Source organism: Sphingomonas jeddahensis (assembly GCF_001981525.1).
GTDB lineage: Bacteria > Pseudomonadota > Alphaproteobacteria > Sphingomonadales > Sphingomonadaceae > Sphingomonas > Sphingomonas jeddahensis.
Genome location: NZ_MPSB01000003.1, coordinates 358,421 through 377,263, shown reverse-complemented (window position 1 = coordinate 377,263; position 18,843 = coordinate 358,421). Strand labels below are relative to the sequence as shown.

The 18,843-nt window shown below is 65.2% G+C and carries 13 protein-coding genes, 1 tRNA gene and 1 pseudogene; 9 read left to right on the top strand and 6 right to left on the bottom strand.

Features of this window, described 5'->3' with window-relative positions; all coding sequences use genetic code 11:
- Positions 1 to 120: 120 nt before the first annotated feature.
- Both SPHI_RS05815 and SPHI_RS05810 read left to right on the top strand, forming a co-directional pair.
- Positions 121 to 656, top strand: a pseudogene (locus SPHI_RS05815) (IS5 family transposase); the annotation flags it as partial.
- Positions 657 to 693: 37 nt separating this feature from the next.
- Positions 694 to 1,107, top strand: coding sequence for a hypothetical protein (locus tag SPHI_RS05810; RefSeq protein ID WP_158049625.1), 414 nt, complete (start codon positions 694 to 696; stop codon positions 1,105 to 1,107).
- Positions 1,108 to 1,320: 213 nt separating this feature from the next.
- Here the strand turns inward: SPHI_RS05810 and SPHI_RS05805 are convergent, their stop codons facing one another.
- Positions 1,321 to 3,843 carry a TonB-dependent receptor domain-containing protein gene (locus SPHI_RS05805; RefSeq protein ID WP_076743925.1) on the bottom strand — a complete coding sequence of 841 codons (2,523 nt, stop codon included), beginning with the start codon at positions 3,841 to 3,843 and terminating at the stop codon, positions 1,321 to 1,323.
- Between the two features lie 188 nt (positions 3,844 to 4,031).
- Here SPHI_RS05805 and SPHI_RS05800 point away from each other — a divergent pair, with 188 nt between their 5' ends.
- Positions 4,032 to 4,547: an RNA polymerase sigma factor gene (locus SPHI_RS05800; protein WP_233130710.1), complete on the top strand. Its 516-nt coding sequence runs from the start codon at positions 4,032 to 4,034 to the stop codon at positions 4,545 to 4,547.
- Positions 4,547 to 5,509, top strand: a complete 963-nt coding sequence (locus tag SPHI_RS05795; RefSeq protein ID WP_076743924.1) for a FecR family protein — start codon at positions 4,547 to 4,549, stop codon at positions 5,507 to 5,509. The genes SPHI_RS05800 and SPHI_RS05795 overlap by 1 nt, the downstream gene beginning before the upstream one ends.
- A 347-nt stretch (positions 5,510 to 5,856) precedes the next feature.
- Here SPHI_RS05795 and SPHI_RS05790 read toward each other — a convergent pair whose 3' ends face one another.
- The 5 genes from SPHI_RS05790 to SPHI_RS05770 form a co-directional block, all read right to left on the bottom strand.
- A complete protein-coding gene (locus tag SPHI_RS05790; protein ID WP_076743923.1) occupies positions 5,857 to 7,314 on the bottom strand; it encodes an amidohydrolase in 1,458 nt (485 codons plus the stop codon).
- 23 nt (positions 7,315 to 7,337) lie between these two features.
- Complete coding sequence (locus SPHI_RS05785) at positions 7,338 to 10,388, bottom strand: TonB-dependent receptor domain-containing protein (RefSeq protein WP_076743922.1); 3,051 nt, start codon at positions 10,386 to 10,388, stop codon at positions 7,338 to 7,340.
- 508 nt (positions 10,389 to 10,896) lie between these two features.
- Positions 10,897 to 13,674 carry a M14 family metallopeptidase gene (locus SPHI_RS05780; protein ID WP_076743921.1) on the bottom strand — a complete coding sequence of 926 codons (2,778 nt, stop codon included), beginning with the start codon at positions 13,672 to 13,674 and terminating at the stop codon, positions 10,897 to 10,899.
- Between the two features lie 76 nt (positions 13,675 to 13,750).
- Positions 13,751 to 15,127, bottom strand: a complete 1,377-nt coding sequence (locus tag SPHI_RS05775; protein WP_158049623.1) for a putative 2OG-Fe(II) oxygenase — start codon at positions 15,125 to 15,127, stop codon at positions 13,751 to 13,753.
- 961 nt (positions 15,128 to 16,088) lie between these two features.
- Positions 16,089 to 16,178 (bottom strand) — tRNA-Ser (locus SPHI_RS05770).
- A gap of 124 nt (positions 16,179 to 16,302) precedes the next feature.
- On the opposite strand from SPHI_RS05770, the gene hspQ reads away from it, so the two are divergent.
- From hspQ to SPHI_RS05745, 5 genes are all read left to right on the top strand, one after another.
- Positions 16,303 to 16,683, top strand: coding sequence for a heat shock protein HspQ (gene hspQ, locus SPHI_RS05765; protein WP_076743919.1), 381 nt, complete (start codon positions 16,303 to 16,305; stop codon positions 16,681 to 16,683).
- 114 nt (positions 16,684 to 16,797) lie between these two features.
- Positions 16,798 to 17,103: a 50S ribosomal protein L21 gene (gene rplU, locus SPHI_RS05760; RefSeq protein ID WP_046406359.1), complete on the top strand. Its 306-nt coding sequence runs from the start codon at positions 16,798 to 16,800 to the stop codon at positions 17,101 to 17,103.
- A gap of 25 nt (positions 17,104 to 17,128) precedes the next feature.
- The gene (gene rpmA, locus SPHI_RS05755; RefSeq protein WP_076743918.1) at positions 17,129 to 17,398 is read left to right on the top strand and encodes a 50S ribosomal protein L27; all 270 of its coding nucleotides are present in this window, start codon (positions 17,129 to 17,131) and stop codon (positions 17,396 to 17,398) included.
- 182 nt (positions 17,399 to 17,580) lie between these two features.
- Positions 17,581 to 18,132 carry a GNAT family N-acetyltransferase gene (locus tag SPHI_RS05750; protein WP_233130708.1) on the top strand — a complete coding sequence of 184 codons (552 nt, stop codon included), beginning with the start codon at positions 17,581 to 17,583 and terminating at the stop codon, positions 18,130 to 18,132.
- A 121-nt stretch (positions 18,133 to 18,253) separates the two neighbouring features.
- A complete protein-coding gene (locus SPHI_RS05745; RefSeq protein ID WP_076743917.1) occupies positions 18,254 to 18,835 on the top strand; it encodes a TetR/AcrR family transcriptional regulator in 582 nt (193 codons plus the stop codon).
- Positions 18,836 to 18,843: the final 8 nt, after the last annotated feature.

Below are 18,843 nucleotides of genomic sequence, written 5' to 3'. Positions count from 1 at the left end.
ACAACACCGTGCGTCCGCACAGCAGCCTTGGCGGCATGGCACCCGCCGAGTTCACCAACCGCCCCCGCCAAAGGCATGAGGACACCAAAGCTAACTTATCAGCGGCCTGAAAATGGGGAGCAGGTCATGGAGGGCCTAGCTGCAGGCGATGCCGAGCCGAAGACTGTCATGATCGACGCGACCTACCTGAAGGCGCACCGCACGGCTTCGAGCCTGCGGGTTAAAAAGGGGCTCTCGGCCGCCTGATCGGACGCACCAAAGGCGGCATGAACACAAAGCTCCGTGCCGTCGCCGACGCGAACGGCCGCCCCCTAAGCTTCTTTATGACCGCCGGGTAGGTCAGCGACTACACCGGCGCGGCAGCGCTGCTGGACGACCTGCCAAAAGCGCAGTGGCTGCTCGGCGACTGCGGCTACGACGCCGATTGATACAGGGACGCTCTCCAGGCCAAGGGCATCCAGCCCTGCATCCCGGGTCGGCGATCACGCAACGAGCCGGTCAGATACGACAAGCGCCGCTACCGGCGCCGCAGCCGCATCGAGATCATGTTCGGCCGCCTCAAGGACTGGCGGCGTGTTGCCACTCGCTACGATCGCTGCCCAACGGCCTTCTTCTCCGCCGTTGCCCTCGCTGCCACCGTCATCTTCTGGCTGTGATCAACGAGTCCTGACCCTAGCGCGGTTCCAGCAGCAATTGCCGGTTCGTACGTTGCAGTTGCCCGGCTTCACCCGGTTCGCGCTCATCTGCGGCGAGCTCAACATCGTTCATGGGCGAGAACGCCCCCACTTCCTCGACGACGCGGCACGGGAGGCAATCGCAGCGGCCGACATCGTCATCAATCCCACGCACGATCGCATGAGCAATGCGGGTACGCTGCAAGCCAAGCGCAGCCTGTTGTCTCGCCCGCATGCCAACGGGGCGGCACGCACGTACGTTTCAGTGTCGAACTGGGAAGCGTGTGGGCTCAAGGGGCGCGTGCAGCGTCCCTCCCCTACCCTGCACACCGTGTACGTGGCCGGCGCCCCACTCGATTACGAGGAGCGCGCCGACGGTGCCTTCGGCTTCGTTTACCGGCGCTGGCGAGTGCAACTGGGACGGAGCGCATAGCAACCAGGCTCACACACTCATGACAAGATTATCATTCCCATGAGTGCTGCTGACATGCGCGAACCAGCGCCCGGCCGTGAACAACAGCTGCAGCAAGCGCGGCAAAGGCAGATGTTTAGGCGTAATCTCGCGAGATAAGCCGCGCCGAGAATCCACCGACACCTCAAGCAAGTAGGGCAACCGGGTTCAGCGCCTGCGTTGTGGAACACCGATCTACGGAATATGGGTGGTGATGCTCAACGTCGCGGTGCGTGGCCGTACGGTATACGTCTGGCGCAAGCCGAACATGCTTGAAGTCACCCGGCTTGGCGCCAAGGCATCGAACAGATTGTCGACGCCTAGCCGGAAGCTCCAATCGCCGCGCCGATGCAGGAGATAGGCGTCGGCCAGCACGCGCGCCGGGGTTCGCTCGAAAAAGACACTGCTAGCATTGAACGTTGATTGCGACGGCCCGTTGCCGCTCACTGCACCGCCGATCGTCCAGGCGTCCGTGTCTCCCCCGCCTGCGAACAGCCAATCCCAGAGCAGCGCATAGGAAACACGCGGCACGTTCGGCATCCGGTTGCCGCGATGGCCAACCCCGTCGCTCGTGCCGAGCAGCGTATCGGCGGTCAGCCGCGCATCGACAAACGCCGCCGTGGCGGAGGCGCGCAACCGCGGCCCGTTCCACGCGAACCGAAGCTCCCCGCCGTTGATCGCGACACCCGATAAGTTGGTGTTGTAGATGAACGCTCCATTGGCGCTGCTCGCGGCGAAGATCGTGTTCTGCCAGTTGATGCGATAGGCTGCGGCCTCTGCGGTGAGCAGGCCGGCGAATGGCGGCGTTCGCACCCCGATTTCATAGCTCCAGAGGTGATCGGCGCGGTAGCTGCGCTCGCCGTCGCTCAGTTCGGGCGTGATGTTGACGCCGCCGGGCCGAAATCCCTCCGCAGCAACGGCGTAGATCATCAACCCGTCCTCGCCAGTCCAGGTCAGTTCCGCCTTGCCGTTCCCGCCGGTCGCCGTGGTGCGATACGCGCCGGTGGTAATCGCGCCAGTCCCGGTGACGATATTGGGAACGGGCGTGGAGCCGTCCGCCGTGCGCCGATAGCGGTAGAAACGCCCGCCGAGCGTCGCAGCGAGGCGCTTGGAGATCGCGTGGCGATATTCCGCGAAAAGCGCCTGCTGGTCGAGCGCGGTGTCGATCAACCGCAGCCCGGTCACATCGAGCGGCCGGACGATTTCCCCGCTGACCGCGTCAGCGCGCACCGCGTAACTCGCCACCGCATCGGTGCGATGTTCCAGGAACATGCCGGCGGTCCAACCCGTGGCAGCCACACCGCCGCTGCTGACCCGCAGTTCGCCGCTCGTGCCTTCGACATGCATCGGCTGGTAAAGCGCGCCGGGTAACCTGGTGTCGAGCCATGCCCGATAACCCGCCAGTTCCGCCTCGCCGCAACCCGCCCCGACCCCCGCCGCCATGCTGTACCGCTGACACGCCACCGTGCTGTCGCGCTGCGCGGCGAGGACCCGCGTGAAATCGATCTGCTTCACGATCCGCCATTCGTAGTGCGAGGCGGTGGCGGTCACCCTGGTGGCATCCGGTGCCCAATGCAGCGTTGCGGTGGCGAGCGACAGCCGCTCCCGATTGGGGACGCGAACGGGGGCCAGCGTTTCGAGCCGCGCGGCGGCGCCGTCGGTCACGCCGGCGTCGTCGATCCGGTTGCGCTGGCTGAGCCATGTCGCCTCAACGCGCACCGAATCGTCGGGGATCCAGGTGGCGAGCAGCCGCTCGCTCTCGCGCGTGATCCGGTCGGTGTCGCCGAGACGGATCGTATCATTGTCGATCACGCCCCCGCTTCGCCGGCGGCTCGCCACCGCGCGCACCGCCAAACGGTCGCGGATCACCGGCACGTTGCCCATCGCGTTCACCGCGTATCCGGGCGCGCCATGCGTCGTGATCCCCGCTTCCACGGTCGCCTCGCCTGCGACCCGGCCGGGATCGGCGGCGTTGAAGATCGTGCGCAGCGTGCCACCCATCGATCCGGCGCCGTACAGAGTGCCCTGCGGCCCGCGCAGCAACTCGATCCGATCGATATCGACGAGATCCACGTCGGGCGTGATCGCGCCCGCATCGAACGCCGTTCCCGACGGCGCGCTCACAGGCGCGTCGCCAAAATAGCTCGCAACCGTGCTTTCGCCCGTGCCGGTGACGCCGCGCACCGACAGTCGCTGCTGCAGCGGGCCGGTGTTGATCGCGTTCAGCTCCGGTGCGAGCCGGGTCAGTCCGCGCAGGTCGCGAACCTGTCGTTCGGTCACCGAATTGCCCGGCAGCACCGTCAGGCTCATCCCCGTTCGGGCAAGCAGCGTCGGGCGGCGCAGCGCCGTGATCACGATATCGCGGTCGGGCACCGTGGACAGGCTCTCCAGCGAGGGCAGCCGCTCGATCACGATCACGCCGGGCGCGACGGTGCGGGCACGCAGGCCGGTGCCCGACAGCGCCGAAGCCAGCGCTTCCATCACCGGCGTCCGGTGCGCGATCGGGCCCGCGGAATGGCCTGCCACCAGCGCCGGATCGAACAGCAATTGCACTCCGCCGGCCGCGCCGATCGCATGCAATACCCGGTCGAGCGATCCGCCGAGAACGGCATGCTGAAGGCTCGCGGTCTGCGCCCGCGCGGGCCGCGCCGACAGCACGGATACCACGGCCGCAGCCCCCAGCAGGATAAATGCTTTACCGGTCGCGCGCTTGTTCACCCGTGTTCGTCCCCGCGCCAACATGCCGGCGATTGCGGCGGCGCACAACTATGCTGCGCTCATATGGAACGAAGCAGGTGGAATCGGGTTGACGATGCTTCGTCAAACTGGTCGATTGTTGCCGCAGCCCGCCATAAGGACGGGCACCGGAGAGGACAGCATCCAAGCTGTGCGGGGGACGATCGCAGGTGCTCAAGGCTGAGGTGCGCGAAAGCACAGGCGGTGAACCCGACATCCACATCGCGCGGCTGTTACCGACCGTTCGTCGCTACCTGGCGCGACGCGTCGCCGCTACCGAGGTCGACGATCTGGTGCAGGATGTCGCCATTCGACTGCACAGCCGGCGCACCACCGATGCGATCGCCAATCCTACCGCTTACCTGTTCCAGGTGGCGCACAGCGTGCTCACCGATCACGTGCGGCGCAATCAGGTGCGACACCGCTCGGCGCATCTCACGCTCGAAGAAGATCACCACCCCGTTGAGGTTTGTTCGCCCGAGCGCGTCTTGCAGGGTAAGGAGGATCTCGCACGACTCGTCGCCGCAATCGGAGAGCTGCCCGAACGCACTCAGCAGGCGTTCGTGCTTCACCGGTTCGAGGAGATGAGCTACGCGGCGATCGCCCGACACCTCGGTATCTCGGTGAGTGCAGTCGAAAAGCATATCATGAAGGCCATTCGCATCCTGGCGGCGGTTATCGCCTGATGACCGATCGGTCGGAAACGCCCGCCGAGGCTGCGGCGGCGTGGTATGCGCGCAGCCGCAATCCATCGATGTCCGCAGCCGAGCGCGCCCGGTTCGATGCCTGGCTCAACGCAGACGACGAACATGCGGCTGCCTGGGATCGCGTCAGCAGGGTGAATGCCCTGCTCGGCCAGCTCGGCAACGATCCCGCCATTGAGGAAATGCGCCGCGCCGCACGCGAGCCGGCGCAACGATCGAGCCGCCGCTGGCCGCTCGCCGCTGCCTTGGCGGCCGCTCTGGTAGCGGCTGTCGGGTTGCCGCTCTCGTCCGGCTGGCTGGACACTGCGTCGGCACCCGATCTTGTGGTGGCCCAACATTATGCCGCGGCCAGCGCGCCGCGGACGATCGCGCTGGCGGACGGATCGACCATGCAGCTCGATGCGCGCTCGTCGGCCGACGTCGCGATCGGTAGCACGCGCGCGGTGACGCTGACGCAAGGGCGTGCGCTGTTCACCGTGGCGAAGGACGAGGCCCACCCGTTCGTCGTCACCGCAAGCGGAAGCACCGTCACCGCACTCGGCACCCAATTCGGCGTCGAGCGAGGCGCGCGCGAGACGATCGTCGCGCTTCTCGAAGGATCGGTGCGGGTGGTAACGCCGGCTGGCGCCCGCACGCTTCGCCCCGGTGAGACGCTGCGCGCAAGCGACGGGGCGCTGGCGGTCGGTGATGGCGCCGAGTCGGTCACGGCGTGGCGCACCGGCCGGCTCGATTTCAGCGCCGTGCCGCTTGCCGACGTAGCGGAAGCGCTCAATCGCTACGCCACCCGCCGCGTGATCATCGCCGACGCGGCGCTGGCGCGGCAGCCCTACAGTGGCTCCTTCACCGCCGATGGCGGCGCCGACGCCCTCGTCACCGGCCTGGTCGCCACCCGCACCGCCCGCGTCGTCGCGCGCACCGATCAGTCGGTCACGCTCGCAAGATAACCTCGTCGGTCACCCCGGCTTCGAGCCGGGGTCGCGCTTCTTGTTGTTCACGCGAAGACGCCAAGGCGCGAAGAGAAGAACAGAAGAAGATGGTTCGCGCAGAGGCGCAGAGAACCCAAAGAGGGCGTGCGTGCGGCGAGAATCCCGCCGCGCCAGCGGCCCTTCACCATGCGGCCGCCGAGGGATCGAAGGTCTCGCTGGCGCGAGACGATGGCCGCAAACGCGTTCTCTGCGTTATCCGCGCCTCTGCGCGAACCAACCTTCTCTTCGCGCCTTCGCGCGAGATCAAGTCTGCTCCGTGCCGTTTGTCACCCCGGCCTGAACCGGGGTGACCAGACAAGCAGCAGTTACTCCACCGCGCCGTCGCGATAGTCGAGCGGCGGCTGGCGATCGCCCAGCATCGCCTCATATTTGAAGTCCGGCCCACGCCGCGCGACGAACTCCTTCTTCGCCGCCTCGATCGTCGCCGGGTTGCGGAACAGGTCCGCCGCCGCCAGCGCGAGCGTCTTGGTCGCCAGCACCGCACCCTTGACGCCGATGCTCGATCCCGCCGCCGCGACATTCTGCCAGCTATGCCCGGCCGAACCCGGCACGAAGGTCGCCGTCGACAGGCCGACCGTCGGCGTGGTCCAGCTCACGTCTGACACGTCGGTCGATCCTCCCATCGCGTCGTCTAGGATTGTCGCGGGCATGATCTGCCCTACCGTCTCCACCGGCGGCGGGCTGACCAACGTCTCCTGGATCTTCTTGCCGAACGCGATCTCCTCCGCCGTCCAGCTGATCGCGCCCGCGGTGTGCAGGCTCGCGTCCATCACCTTCATCAGCGCTTCGTTGGGCAGCAGTGAATAGACGCCGCCAGTCACTTCCCAGTCGACCTTGGTTTGCGTCCCCATTGCCGCACCCTGCGCTGCCTGGGTCACCCATTCCCACGTCGCCTTGACGATCTTGGGATCGGTGTGGCGGACGTAATAATAGACCTCCGTCTCGTCGGGGACGACGTTGGGCGCCTTGCCGCCCTTGGTGATGACATAATGGATGCGCGTGCGATCGGGGATATGCTCGCGCATCATGTTGACCATCGAGTCCATCGCCTCGACCCCGTCGAGCGCTGAACGCCCCTTGTCGGGGCCCCCCGCCGCGTGCGCTGACTTGCCGTGGAAGCGGAACTTGCCCGAGATATTGGCCATGGACGGGCCCTGCGCGGCCGAATTGGCATTGCCCGGGTGCCAGTGGAGCACCGTATCCACATCGTTGAACAGCCCGGCGCGAACCATATAGACCTTGCCCGAGCCGCCTTCCTCCGCCGGCGTGCCGTACAGCCGGATCTCGCCGGCGACTTTGTTCTTCACCATCCAGTCCTTCACCGCGATCGCGGCATAGGTGCTGGCGGCACCGAACAGATTGTGCCCGCAGCCGTGGCCGGCCGGGCCGCCGGCGCTCGCCTTGGTCGGCTGGGCGAGCTGCGACAGGCCGGGCAGCGCGTCATATTCGGCCAGCACGCCGATCACCGGCCCCGCCCCGTTCTTGAAGCTCGCGACGAACGCGGTCGGCTCGCCGGCAACTCCAGCCTTCACCGTGAAGCCCGCCGCCTTCAGCTTCGACTGGAGCAGCGCCGAGCTCTGCGTCTCCTTGTAGCCGACCTCGGCATGCTTCCAGATCGTCAGCGCCGTCTCGCCCACCGCTTTCTCGTTGGCCGCCACGTTGCTCAGGATTTGCTGGCTGTCCGCCGCCGGCAACTGCTGCGCCAAGGCCGGTGTAGCGACAGTCGAAAGCGCCGCCGCGATGGTCATGGTTCGTGCGTTCATGTCTGTCTTTCCCTTCTTTCCGCTCAGAACTTCTTGGTCGCGCCGATGAAGAAATAGCGGCCGATGACATCATAGTTCTGCGCGTCGTAATTGCCCTCGGTGTCGCCCACCTGCGGCGGCTTGCGGTTGAACAGGTTGGTCGCGCCCATCCGGAACTGCGTGTTGTCGTCCACGTCAAACCGCGCGTTCAGGTCGAACACATTGTACGACGTCACGCCGCGCGTCGCGCTGGTCGGCGACACGATCTTGGCCGAGTTGATCATGCTGTCGATGTAGCGCCAGCGGAAGCCGATGTTCGCCTGCCCCAGTGAGTAATTGAGCGACGTGATCGCCTTCCAGCGCGGATGCGCCGTGCCCGCCGTGGTCTCCACGCCGACACCGATCGACCCGGCATAATCATAGGTCTGTGCGCCGGGCAGCGCCTGGATCTCGAACTTGTCGAGGTAGCTCACCGCGGTGTTGAGCGCGATCGTGCCGGAGTCACCGCCCAGCCCGAGCGACTCGAGCCCGAACCGCCAGTCGAACTGCACGTCGACGCCCTGCACATTATAAGTGCCGAGGTTGAGCAGCGGCTGCGTCGGGTTGAGCGGCACGCCCGACGCCCCATTGCGCGTGATCAGCGAGCAATAATAATTGTTCGCCTCGAACCCCGGATTGTTGCCGCCCGAGTTGAAGCAGAACTGGAATGCCTGCGCGATCGACAGCGGCCCCACCGCATCGCTGATCTTGATCTTGTAGAAGTCCACCGACAGCGACATGTTGCGCAGCATGCCCGAGAAGGGCGATTGCAGCACCGCACCGGCCGAATAGGTGTCCGCCGTCTCTTCCTGCAGCTCCGGATTGCCGCCGGTCAGCGCGAAGACCTGCGCGGTGCCCAGCTGATAGCTGTCGATGATCGAGGTCGGCACGCCCTGTGCCAGGCACAAGGCGCGCACCTGCGTGCCGCTCGCACCCTGGCGATAGGAGGAGCGCACGTCGCACGGATCACCGTTGGTGGTGGTCGGCGTCGCGGTACCGATCGCCACCGATCCGGTCGAGACCGGCGCGAACAATTCGCCGACGCTCGGCGCGCGGATCGCGCGATTATACCCGCCGCGCAGCCGCAGCGGCTCGAACACCTGCCAGTTCGCATCGGCCTTGTAGGCGTGCACGCCGCCAACCGAATTATAGTCCGAGTAGCGGTAACCGAGATTGACCTCGAGCTCCTTGATCAGCGGCAGGTCGTGAAGCAGCGGCACCAGCAGCTCGGCATAGACTTCCTTGGTGTCGACCGATCCCGACGCTGGCCGCAGCACGCTATAGCCCAGAATGTCGCTGGTCCCGTCGGCCTGGTTGAGCGCGCTGTCGGGATTGAAGCCATAGGCGTTGTAGCGATAGTCCGCACCCACCGCGAGCCGCACGTCACCCGCCGGCAGCGAGAACAAGGCACCCTGCAGATTGCCCTCGACGGTACGCTGCTTCAGTTCGTTGGTGTTGAGCGTGCGGCGCGAAATATAGTCGATGCAGTCCTGCGAGGCGGAGACGTTGCCGAACGGATTGAACCCGCCATCGCAATATTGGGTGCCGCCGGTCGGCGAGTAGAGCAGGTTGCGAAGCGCGCTGGCGCTGGCGCCACCGGTCTGCTCGTTCGAGAATTTGGCCTGGCTGGTGGAGCCATAAACGTCCCACGTCCAGTCGCCGAGGCCCAGCTTGCCCGACAGGCCGGCCGTGATCTGCCACACCTCGTAATCATATTGCTGGTACCGCGGGCCAAGGATGTTGAACGCCTTGTAGAAGGTGAAGTCGGCATTCGGGTTGGGGCGCGAGGCCAGGATCGAGCGGAAGGCCGCCGGGATATTCGGGTTGGTGACGGGGATGCTCAGCCCATAGACGTTGGAGGCGAGCGTCGGGTTGGTGATGCCCAGCGACGAATAGCTGGTATAGGTCGCCTGAACGAACGCCTTCACGTCGTCGCTGACGTCATAATCCACCTTGCCGAACACCGACCAGCGATCGAGATCGGCCTGCACCGTGCCGCCGTTATAGCCGAAGTTCACCTGCTGCGAATTGGCGCCCGAATTGACGATATAGGCTTCGTCCGTCTGGGGATCGCGGAAGTTGAGCACCGGCACGCCCGACGTGGAGAACAGCGTCTGATCGGTGTTGAAGCCGATCTGCCCGGTGTAGCGGCCTGCCGCGTTTCCGGTCAGCGCGCGCGTGCCATATTGCCCGACGAACACGTTGTTGACCGCCGCCAGCGTAGGCAGGTTGGCGCCGAACAGCACCGTTCCCTGCGGTATCGTCGACAGTCCGGGGGTGGACTGGCGGAACGCGTAATAGTCGCGCTCGCCCTGCAGCGCGGTCTCGCGGTTGGTATAATCGACCGACAGCACGGCGCTGCCGCGGTCGTCGGCGAAGCTCGACCCCATCGTCGCGGTGATGCGATAATTCTTGCCGTCGCCATAGTCGCTGACGCCGGTCTGCCCGGCGAGCTCCAGGCCCGAGAAGCGCCGCTTCAGCCGGAAGTTAACCACGCCCGCCGTCGCATCCGAACCATAGGTGGTCGACGCGCCGCCGGTGATGACTTCGATATTCTCGATCAGCGCCTCGGGAATGATGTTGAGGTCGACCGAACCATCGGGGTTGGACGGCTGGATGCGACGCCCGTCGAGCAGCAGCAAGGTGCGCTTGGAACCGAGGCCGCGCAGCGAGGCATAGGCCTGGCCGCCATTGAGCCCGGTCGAGGTACTGCCGGTGTTGCCCTGGCCGAACGAGCCGGCGAACTGCGGCAATTGCGTCAGCGTGCTTTCCACCGTCACGCGCCCGGTATTTTCGATCGCCGCGCTGCCGACCGACACGATCGGCGAATTGGCAACATAGTCCGGCCGCGCGATGCGGCTGCCGGTGACGACGATGTCCTCCGACGGCGGCGGCGGCGCTGCCGGATCGCGTGCCTCGGCAATCGCCTCCACGGCGGCGGGCGGCGGATTCTCCTCGGTCGGAACCGAAACCTGCGCGGCAGCCTGCGCAGCAATCAAGGCAATGCCGGCGGTGCCGGCGGATAGAAGAGTGCGAAGCACGAAGCGCTTGTGCATGGCGTGTCGGTCCCTTGAAGCACCGCCTCGTGTCGGGCGGCTCAAGGATCAAGACGCGGGCTGCACAATGCCCCTCACCTCGCATGTGCAAAAAATGTTACGTGTCGATGTCATGTGACGAACAAGAGTAACGCAACTTCTCGAATATATGTAATATCGTTACACATGTTGACCCCTTGCCACCCTGAACTTGATCCGCGGTTCGCTTCCCTTGGTTCATGCGAAGCCGCGAAGACACGAAGAGAAGAAAAGAAAAGAAGAAAGGTGTTCGCGCAGAGGCGCAGACGACGCAGAGAGGGCTCGCATTCGGAAAGGTCCGGCCGCGCCAGCGGCCCCTCAACTTGCTGCTGCCGAGAAGACGGAGCTCTCGCTGGCGCGAGACAAGAGCTTCAAGCGCAACCTCTCTGCGTCGTCTGCGCCTCTGCGCGAACTGACCTTATTCTCTTCGCGCCTTCGCGAGAACAACAAGCGTCACCCCGCCCGAAAGCAGGACGACGCTCGCAACGCCCTACTGCCCAGCCGCGCTCGCCGGACCGTAGAGGATGCCGTTGAACAGCAGCTTGAACGACGCATAGGGCTGCGCGCGCTGGGTTACTTCCGGGCCCATCGCGAACAGCTTGCCACGCCCGAGATCGACCTCGGCCACAGCCACCGTGCCCTTTAGCTTTTCCTGCCCCACGGCCCAGCCGCTGCGCAGCGGAGTCGCGCTGTCGAAGGTGACGACCGGCGTCGCACCAGCCGCGGGCACGAACGGCTGGCTTTCGTCGAAGAACAAATCGACCCGTGGCGCCATGCCATAGGCCAGCGGCTTGGTCGTATCGACCGCCGCGGTCAGCACCGATCCCGGGATATAGAATTGCTTGTGGTCGAGCGCGGTCACCGTCCCGTCCGCCTTTTTGGTCACCAGCGCCGGCTGGATCGCCGGCGATAGCATGGTGGCGAGCGCATTGGCGCTGCCGACGGTGATCACCGTGCCGCCCGCCTTGGCGAAGGCATCGATCGCCGGCACCGTCTTGTCCTTGGTGACGTCGCCCAGCCACGCGCGATAATCGGCCGGAATGTCAGCCGGCTTGGGCATGGTGGAGCGGTAGCCGCCGGGATAGGCGCCGCCGCGCGGCACCGGCACCGTGCCATCGGCGAAGACCAGCACGTCAAACTTCGCCTTGATGTCGCCCGCGTCGAGTGTCTGCGGATAGACCACCTCGAACGGGAACTCGTACTGTTCGAGAAGCCAGCGCGTCCAACCCGCCGGCATCACCCCGCCATAATGATCGACCAGGCCCACACGCACTGGTTTGAGCGCGGTCTTCGTTGCGGCCGGCGCACGCGACACGCGATATGCATCGACGCCGAGCGGCGCCGATTGCGTGATGATCGCGGCCGCCTCCGGGCTCGCCGGAACCCACAGCGCGCCCGGCGCAAAGGTCACGGTGCCCGCCTTGGTCGCGGCGCCAAGCCACGAGACCGGCACGCCGGCCTTTAGCAGGCGGTTGGTCAGGATGAAGCTGTTGTTGGTTTCGTGCCCGATGACATAGCCGGCATTGCCCGAGCCGAGCACGCGCCCGGCCGGCGGCGCGATCTGCTCGGCCGCAACGCGGGTGAACGATCCGTCGAACCCATCGAGCACGCGGTCGAATTGCACGCCCATCTGATAGGCGAGCGTATAGCCGGTGATGTCATAGGGCGCCTTGGGCGGGCCGCCCGGATATTCCAGGTCGTGCGGATGGTCCTGCGGCTCGAACATGTCGATCACATGCGGGCGATAGGCCTGCGCGGTCTTCACCACATAGCTGCCCGCCGGATAGCGCTTGCCGCCAGCGGTGAACGCCGCCGTCGCCTGCTCGATGTCGATGCCGTTCTTGAGCAGCGCGTTGAGGAAGGCGACCGTGGTCGGCGTATCGCGCTGCATCGGCGGCAGCACATAGGCACGGGGATCGCGCTTGGCCGGGTCCTGCAGCACCGTCTTGTACAGGCCCGAGTCCACCGGAGGCGGCCCGCGGAAATAGGCGTCGCCGCCCTCGGCGGTCTTGCCCTTGGCGGCTTCCTTTACCGCATCGACACTCTTGGGCGTGATCGTCCAGCTGTCGCGCTTGCCACGGGCGATCGACTGATCCCCCATGCGCCAGATGTTCATCAGCAGCCGTTCGCGGTTGCGCGCGGCATAGTCCATCACCGCGCGGTTCATCGAATCCTGATATTCCAGGCTGTCCCTGAGGTGCCATTCACGCGGCCCGATCGGCAGCGGCTCGTCGTTGCGCGCCAGCTGGAGCTCGGGGATCAGCGGGATCTTCTCGGGCGTCGGGCCGCCGATGATCTCCGTCAGCAGCCCGATTGAATTGTGGAAGTAGGCGACCGAGCGAACCATGCCGTTGTGCCAGGTCGAATAAGGCGCCGCCGAGCGCATACCCGATCCGCCCTTCTCCTCGGACACGAGCCGACTGTGCATCGCGGCGCCCACTTCCTGCAGCTCGGTCATCACGATCGGGCTGTAATTGTAGTTGAACGGATCGCGGAACGGCGGAACGAAGACGACCATGCCGGCAGGACCTGTCTGGTGCTGGTTGAAGATGATCTGCGGAAACCATTCGCGGAACAGAACGCGGTTTATCGCGGTCGTCTCAGGCATTTGCGACATGAAGCTGTCGCGGTTGTTATCATGCCCGACATACTTCTGGTACAGCCGCGGGATGCTGCGGAATTCACGGTCCTTGGGATCCGGATTGCGCATGTACCAGTCTGCGACCAGTTGAAGGCCGTCGGGGTTGTCGTGGCCGAACAGCACGATCGTCTCGTCGAGGATGCGCTTGGTTTCTTCGTCCTGCCCGCTCAGCATGCGGTAAAGGACGTGAATTTGGCTCTGCGTCGTGACCGTTTCGGTGGCGTGCAGGCCGGCGTCGATCCATACAATCGCGCGACCCTCGGCGGCGAGCGCCTTGGCCTCCGTTTCGTTCACGCCTTCCGCCTTGGCGAGCCGCCGGGCGATCTCGCGATAGCGGTCGAGCTTGGCAAGGTTCGCGGGGGAGGAGACGATCGCCACCCACATGGTGCGGCCCTCGGCGCTCTTGCCGATGTCGACCAGCTTCATCCGGTCGGACTGCGCGGCCAGCGTCTTGAGGTACTTTTCATAGGCGTCGTAGTTGGCGAGGTAGTAGTCGCTACCTGGCTCCGTCGGGAACGCCTCGGCCGGCGACGGCAGCGTGCCAACCTTGGGGGTGATCGGCTCGGCCAGTGCCGGCAGTGACAGCGCAAGCGCAGCGGCACCGCAGAAAAGTCCCAATTTGATCATGTCACCCCCCGTTTTTTGTCTGTGCTTATCCGCATGACGCACGTTTGCGTCCGGACCACACCCCTTTTTCGCAATCCTAGGCAGGCAAGATGTCGAACGCCACTGTCAGCCGCGGCTCGTCGCCGGTGAACGGCTCGGTACCATGCCACAAAAAAGACGGGAAAAGTGCTAGCATCCCCGGCTCCGGCCGTACCCAGCGGAACGGCTCGAGTTTCGGCGTGGTCGTGATTCCCGGCCGCCCGAAAGCCAACCACCCCTCCGGCTCTCGCTCCACAACCCTCGGCAAAGACACGTAAAAAGCCGAAGATAACCAGCCCGCCGGATGAACATGGTCGGTATGAAATCCGCCGGCGGCCAGCCGGATCGACCACGCCCCCGCAAACCGCCACCCCGCCCTGATCCGCCGCCGCACCGGATCGTCTCCCGCCCCAAGCGCCGCGATATGCGCGTCGATCAGACTTGGCAGCGTCGCAAACAGCCTCCGGATCACCGGCGTCTCCACCGTCGTCAGGTTCACCTGCGTCTGACTGCCATGCCGCACCGACTGCCCCAGCGGATGCGACCGCCAGCTATGCAGCTCAAGAAGCGCAGCAGTGAGTTCGGCGAGGAAGATTGTCCGATCTTCCCACCCCTCAGGAAGGGGCAGCATGCCCGTGGATACAAGCGCCTGATCTTCGACGAATCTAGCGTGTCTTTGATCGCCGGCAAGCCGCCATGCCGTCAGTTGCAGCGCCAATGCCGCCTGATCGTCCGGCGCCGCCGCAACGATCCGTTCTGCCAGCTGTGCCGCCTCGCCGATCTGGCCCGCATGCAGCAACGCCTCAACTGCGGCCCGAGCCGCATCGATCGACGCTGGCGCCCCGCTTAGGGCAGCAGTTGCGTGAGCAAGCTGCGCGACTGGATCGCCGGCACGGCCCGCATGCGCCGCGGCGGCGAGGCGCAACGCAACAAGTGTCGGTGCTCGCTTTAGGGCCGTCTCGATCACGGTTTGGGCAAGTGACTCTTGCCCGAGGCTGCCGAGCACCATCGCACGGACCAGCGCCAGCTCGGCAGTATTTGGCGCACCATTCAGTGCACGCATCGCTTCTGCGGGATCGCCCGTGCGCATCCAGCGGAGCTGAGCAAGATCGCGATGCGCCACTGCGAAATCGGAGCGTCGCGCGAGAGCCGATTCGAACGCGTCCTCTGCTGCATCGAGGTCACCCAACGCCTGCAATGATCTCGCGCGCACCAGCCAAGTCTCAGGCGCGGAACCGCCCTTTAGAAAAGCGCGAGCCGTTGCCCCGATTGCTCCCGCGTGGTCTCCAAGATCGCCAAGCGCAGCGGCGAGATTATGTTCGGCTACTGCACTATGCGGTCGATCGCGCACGATGGCGCTATAGGCCTGCACTGCTCCGAAAAGGTCCCCTGCAGCCTTCAGCCCGGCCGCATCCTGTTTCGGCGTTTCACTCACGCGGCTCACCTAACAGCTATGAAGAACCGCGCGCAATCACTGTGTCGGTGACCATCGAGCAGGGTCAAACCCAGTGAGGGCTCACGCTCCTCTTCCCGATGAACGACCCTTCAGGCTTGTATCGCAGTCCTCACGACCACCTCCGCCGGCTGCTCGAGGCTGGGCCACCACCGGCCGACGGACTTGCCATTGGGTCGCGAGACACGCACTCCGCACTCGGCAGGTATTATCAGTCGAACGCCAATCTCGTCAGCGAAGCGATGCGGCATTCTTGCCCATGAGCTCGCAAAAAGACGACGCGGCACGCTTTCCTACGTCGGCATTGCGGTGGTCTTACAGCGCACTCCGAGAGGCGGAAGTGAGGGATAGCTGCCGAGGCGACATACTGTGCAGAAAGGCAGCTATTTAGCCATTCGCTCTCGGAAGCGGACCGCGTGCTAAGTCTCCAAGTCGGCCACTCCAGCAAGCGCTCAGAGCTAGGCGAACGAACGGCAGGTTTCAGGATCGGGCAGAGTCAGGCTGAACGGCTGAGATCGGGGGGCGTAGCTGCGGGCCGGCGGCGTCTGAACGAATGGCTGCTTACGCCACCCGATTGCCCGAAAGCGGTCAGGCCGTAATCCACCAATCCCGAACGTTCGATCGCTTGGCGCGTTTTCGAGATCGGCCTTTCCGCTTTCGGTTAAACTCGCTTTTCGGCGTGGCCTCTACGGATGGCCACTTCGTCCCAGAGTCAGCCGTTCCGAGGGCTCGATGGAGTTCAAAAAAGCGGCCGCTTCACTCGAGTGAACGAGCCACCGGTTTCCGGCTGTTGATAAGTCGCACTCGGCGGAAAGCCTTAGCAGCGAAATGCGCGTGAATTTTTGACGTTCGCGGTCGTTCGTGGAGAGCCATCCGCAAAGTGGGCATAGCAGTGGGCAAAACTTGCCGTTCTGAGATAAAATACGGCCTAATCAAGAACCTGTGGCGGAGAGGGTGGGATTCGAACCCACGGTACCCGTAAAGGCACAACGGTTTTCGAGACCGTCCCAATCGACCACTCTGGCACCTCTCCGCAGAGGCTTCCGGCGCTAGCGTTTCCGCGAAACCGGGCGATCGAAGGCGGCGCCTCTAACGCGGTTGTTGCGGCAGCGCAAGCGCCTGCTTGTGCAGCGCGCAACAACCACTAGATTGGCACCATGCCCGCTGTACCCAGCCTCAATCTCGCGATCCCCGGCGCACCTGCCGCGCCGGCAATCGCGCATGCGCGTTTCTCGATCGGCGATGTCGTGCGCCACCGGATGCTCGATTTCCGGGGCGTGGTGTTTGATGTCGACCCTGTCTTCGCCAACACCGAGGAATGGTATCAGTCGATTCCCGAAGGCGTGCGGCCGAGCAAGGATCAGCCCTTCTACCACCTGCTAGCTGAGAATGCCGAATCGACCTATGTCGCCTACGTCAGCCAGCAGAACCTGGTTCATGACGAAAGCGACGAGCCGGTCGATCACCCCGCGATCTCGGGGCTGTTCACCGAGTTCAGCGATGGCCGCTATCGGCTCCGCCGCGAACACCGCCATTAAGTGATGCAGCGCCGGATCGGCGGCGTTGACAAATCGGTGCGACTCTCCTAGCTGCGCCGTTCCTCCTGGCCCGGTGATCCGGTCCGGGCACAAGCATTTGGATAGAGTCAGGCCATGTTCGCAGTCGTGCGCACGGGCGGCAAGCAGTATCGCGTTGCCGCCGGAGACAAGATCGTCGTCGAAAAGCTGGAGGGCGATGCCGGCGCCTCCGTCACGCTCAGCGACGTGCTGCTGGCCGGCGAAGGTTCGGAGCTGAAGCCGACCGACGGGCTCACCGTCGCTGCCGAGATCATCGCGCAGGCGAAGGGCGAGAAGGTCATCGTCTTCAAGAAGCGCCGCCGTCACAACTATCGCCGTCGCAACGGCCACCGCCAGAACCACACGATCCTGAAGATCGTGTCGATCGGCGCGTCGGCCTGACCGCGAAGCGTAAGGAGCAAGCACAATGGCACATAAGAAAGCAGGCGGCTCGTCGCGTAACGGTCGTGATTCGGCCGGTCGTCGCCTTGGCGTGAAGAAGTTCGGCGGTCAGGAAGCGATCGCGGGCAACATCCTGGTGCGTCAGCGCGGGACGAAGTTCTACCCGGGCCGCAACGTCGGCATCGGCAAGGACCACACCCTGTTTGCGCTCGTCGACGGCCGCGTGGTGTTCCACGACGGCAAACTCGGCCGCAAGTTCTGCTCGGTCGACACGATTGCCGAGGCGGCGGAATAAACATCGGGTGACCAGCCGGGTTGCCCACTGGGCGACCCGGAGCCTCCACAGCGGAGGCCAGCCACCAAAACAAGGGAGCCGGGTCCGCCCAGGCTCCCTTTTTTTATTGCTCCCTCATCATCGCGCCGTCGCCGGCCCGTCATCACGGGTCGCTAACGGCCGCGTTCGGGAGGAGAGCGACGATGTTCGCGCGGACGAAGAGACTGACGCTGCGGCCGAGTTGGCCGGAAGAGGCGGAAACGCTGACGGAGACGATCGCCCATGAAGCGGTGGCGATGAAGCTCGCGCGTCTGCCCTGGCCGTATACTGTGGGCGATGCCGAGGCGTTTCTCGCCGTGCCGCGCGGGCCAAACGAGGCGCGCTTCTTCATTCTCGCCCATGAGGGCACCTATCCGCAGATGATCGGCGGCATCGGGCTCAACGCCACCGGACGCGACACGGCGGAGCTCGGCTATTGGCTGACGCCGGGCGCCTGGGGTCGTGGCTATGCCACGGAGGCGGGCCACGCGGTGATCGAGATGGCACGTCACGCCTTGCCGCTGCGCCGCATCGAGGCCCGGCACCATCTCGACAACCCCGGCTCCCGGCGCGTGCTGGAAAAGCTCGGCTTCCGCGAGATTCGCCGCGAACCCAGCTTCTCACTCGCGCGCGGACATGACGTGGATAGCGCGGTGATGGCGCTCGATCTCACCGCCGAGGCGGCGGAAACCGCGCGAATGCCGATCGCAGCCTGAACGACTGCCCACCCCGCCGCTCATCCCGAGCAACGTCGAGGACATGCCGCAAGCGCTCCGCTGGTGGCATGTCCCTCAGCCGGGATTGCAAATGCGCGGCGATCCGCCGACAGCCGCTTAAATGTCCGTCACGCCGCTACGCCGCCGCCTCAGCCCTGAAGAATCGCGTGCCGCTGCGCTGTCCGCTGCCCGCGCGCTGCTGGTTGAAGTCGGCCCGCAAGCGGTGACGCTGAAGGCGGTGGGCGCGCGCATCGGCCGAACGCACGCCAATCTGCTGCACCACTTCGGCTCCGCAGAGGGGCTGCAAAAGGCGCTGATCGCCGATTTGGCGGCGCGAATTGTCGGAACGATCAAGGCGGCGGTGATCCGCTCGCGCGAAGCCGAGGATCCTGCGGAAGTGGTCGATCTCACCTTTGACGCCTTCGGTCGCAACGGCGCCGGGGCGCTGGCCAGCTGGATGATTCTGTCGGGCAACGAGAATGCGCTCGATCCTATCCTCACCGCAATCCACGACCTGGTTGAAGATCTGGCGCAGGATCACAAGAACAGCGGCGCACCGATCCGCGAGGAGACGCTGCAACTGGTGCTGATGGCGCTGGGCGACGCCTTGCTCGGCTCGTCGATGGCCAAGGCGCTCGGCCTGCCCCGCGAAACGGCACGGCAACTCGCGCGCGGGATGCTGCTGGCGGATCGGCGGAAGTAAGGCGCTCC